This window comes from Actinomadura fibrosa (assembly GCF_900659615.1).
GTDB classification, from domain to species: Bacteria; Actinomycetota; Actinomycetes; order Streptosporangiales; family Streptosporangiaceae; genus Spirillospora; species Spirillospora fibrosa.
This window is the reverse complement of the sequence record NZ_CAACUY010000533.1, coordinates 1-1,652: the sequence shown is the minus strand read 5'-3', so window position 1 is coordinate 1,652 and position 1,652 is coordinate 1. Positions and strand designations below refer to the sequence as shown.

2 protein-coding genes are annotated in these 1,652 nt (G+C 76.0%); both read right to left on the bottom strand.

Features of this window, described 5'->3' with window-relative positions; translation table 11 throughout:
- Positions 1–931: serine/threonine-protein kinase (locus E1300_RS49460; protein WP_131764148.1), on the bottom strand; the 931-nt coding region annotated here is incomplete at its 3' end.
- A gap of 123 nt (positions 932–1,054) precedes the next feature.
- A complete protein-coding gene (locus E1300_RS49455) occupies positions 1,055–1,399 on the bottom strand; it encodes a DUF6285 domain-containing protein (RefSeq protein WP_131764147.1) in 345 nt (114 codons plus the stop codon).
- Between the last annotated feature and the right edge of the window lie 253 nt (positions 1,400–1,652).

Here is a 1,652-nt window from a genome sequence, read left to right as displayed (position 1 = left end):
ACCTGCGCGGCGGCAGGGTCGGGTCGCGCGGTGGCGGCCGGTGGCCGGGCGGCCCGCCGGCGGGCGAGCCCGCGATCTCCTGGCCGGTGCGGAGCACCTGGTCCAGCGGCGGGGCGCTCCGGGACGCGCCGATCAGCCGCATGAGGAGCTCGTGGGCGGTCGGCCTGGCCGCCGGGTCCTTCGCGAGGCAGGCGAGGATGAGGGCCCGCAACGGCTCGGCCAGGTCGCCGAGGTCGGGCTCCTCGTGCGTGATCCGCGCGATGACGGCGGCGGCCGGGCCGGATCCGAAGGGCGATCTGCCGAGTGCGGCGTAGGCCATGACCCCGCCCCAGGAGAACACGTCGGAGGCGGGGCCGACGCTGGTCCCGGCGGCCTGCTCCGGCGACATGTAGGCGGGGGTGCCGATCAGCCGCCCGGTGATCGTCGTCGTGCCCGCCTCGACGATGCGGGCGATCCCGAAGTCGATCACCCGGGGGCCGTCCGGGCCGATGAGGACGTTGGCGGGCTTGAGGTCGCGGTGGACGATGCCCGCCTCGTGGATCGCGACCAGCGCGGTCGCCGTGGCGACCGCCAGCCGGTGCAGCGCGTTGCCCGTCCGCGGCCCCTCCGCCCGGACGGTCTGGTCCAGGGACGGCCCGTCGACGTACTCGCTGACGACGTACGGCCGCTCGGCCTCCAGGTCGGAGGCGATGACCTGGGCGGTGCAGAACGGCGCGACCCGGCGGGCGGCCTCCAGCTCCTTCGCCAGCGCGCCGCGGTGGTCCCGGCCGGGGACCAGCTCCTCGCGCAGCACCTTGACCGCGACGAGCGTCCCGTCCTCGCCGCGCCCCTGGTAGACCACGCCCTGGCCGCCCGCGCCGAGCCTGCCGAGGAGCTGGAAGCCGCCCACCCATCGCGGGTCGCGCGCGCCGAGCGGGACGATCTCCTGCATCGCGGCTCCCGGTGTCCTCGTGCACGGCCCGTGCGTTAGCCCGAGATTAGATGTCCGCGTCCGGCCCCGGGGTTCGGAGCGATGGCGTCATGTGGCCGATCCAGGACGGACCGTCAGCCCGCCTCAGGAGGCGGCGTAGGCGGGATTCGCGACGGCGAGCTTGTCGGCGACGGTCTCCAGCAGCGCGTCCCGCACCTCGGCGTGGCGGTCGTCGAGGGCGCCGTCGCGGAGGGCCGCGGCGAGGGCGGCGTCGTCGGCGAAGCCGAGGGCGGCGAGGCGGGCGGCGTGCGCGGCCTCCTGGGCGTCCCCGAGGTCCAGCTCGCGCTCCACCATGCCCAGCACGTTGATCGCGACGAGGGCGTGGAAGCGGGTGCCGCCCTCCAGCCCGGCGAGGACGTCGCGCTCCAGGAACTCGCGGACGGCGCCGACCAGCTCGGCGGCGGACGGGGCGTCGTGCGGTGGGGCCATCGCTGTGCTCCTCGCTCCGAGAACGGAACGCGATTCTAGTCCGCCCGGCCGGCGGTCAAGGGGACGGCGTGTCCGGGTCCGGCCCGGCGGGGCTGCCTGCCGGTTCGCGGGTGGCCGGATCAGGCACCGGACCGCGCCAAATAGATAGGTTACTTTCCTATTCATGTCGCTGCGATCAACGCCGATCCGGCCCCGCGACGGCCCGCCGGGCGCGCTCCCGCCGCACCGCCGCGTCCCCCGCGCCCGCCCCGCT